The organism is Neisseria sp. HMSC065D04 (genome assembly GCF_001815675.1).
Taxonomy (GTDB): domain Bacteria; phylum Pseudomonadota; class Gammaproteobacteria; order Burkholderiales; family Neisseriaceae; genus Neisseria.
Window position 1 is genome coordinate 308 of sequence record NZ_KV821538.1, and the last position, 982, is coordinate 1,289.

The window sequence follows — 982 nt, forward strand, 5'->3', positions numbered from 1 at the left end:
GACATCGAACGCGACAAACTGCACCGCGAAATCTACCGCACACAGGGTAAACTCGCCAGCCGTTACGAACTCGACCCCTTAGGTCGTCTGAAAAAACAAATCGCCACCCTCAATGATTTGACGGAAGGCGGCAAAGGCAAAACCAAAGTAGCGGCGGGCTATGGCCAAACCGCCGTCAAACGCAGCTACGGCTACGACCGTACCGGCAACCTGACCCACAGCACCGACCAGCGGACGGGCACGACCAAGTTCGAGTACGACAAACTGGGCAGGATTACCCAAGCGGGCAACGAACTGTTCTCCTTCGACCCCGCGCACAATATCCTTGACATCCCGACGGAAAAGGTCAAACCATACCCTACCCCCTCTCCCGTGGGAGAGGGTCGGGGAGAGGGCAAAACCGCCGCGCCGCTTTCAGACGACCGCTCCGTCATCCCCGACAACCGCCTGAAAACCTACAACGGCACGACCTATTACTACGACGACCTCGGCAACCTCATCCACCGCGAACTCGCCGACGGCGAAGTACAGAACTATTTCTACGACCTGCACGACCAACTGGTTAAAGCCGAAATCTTCAAAAAAGACGGCACGAAAGAAACGTGGACGTACAGCTACGATGCCTTGGGCAGAAGGATAGGAAAAGGTCGTCTGAAAAATGAAGAAGTTTCAGAAACGTCATTCCCGCATGATTTAAGCGGGAATGACCTCGAAAACCAAACCCGCTTCGTCTGGGACGGCAGCCACCTCTTGCAGGAAATCCACCCAGACGGCAAGTATACCTATATCTACGCCGATCAAGATTCCTACGAGCCTTTAGCCCAAGTCCGCGATTGGACAAACAGAGAAGGAGAAAGCAAACAGGAAATCAACTACTTCCACTGCGATCAAATCGGCATCCCAAGAGAGATGACCGATAAGGACGGCAACCTCTTGTGGTTCGGCAACTACACCGGCTGGGGTCGTCTGAAAGAGGAAACCA

The 982-nt window shown here is 54.3% G+C and carries 1 protein-coding gene; it reads left to right on the forward strand.

Features of this window, described 5'->3' with window-relative positions; all coding sequences use genetic code 11:
• Positions 1-982, forward strand: a 982-nt coding sequence (locus HMPREF3050_RS13720; protein WP_141758438.1) for an RHS domain-containing protein, incomplete at both ends; no start/stop codon positions are given.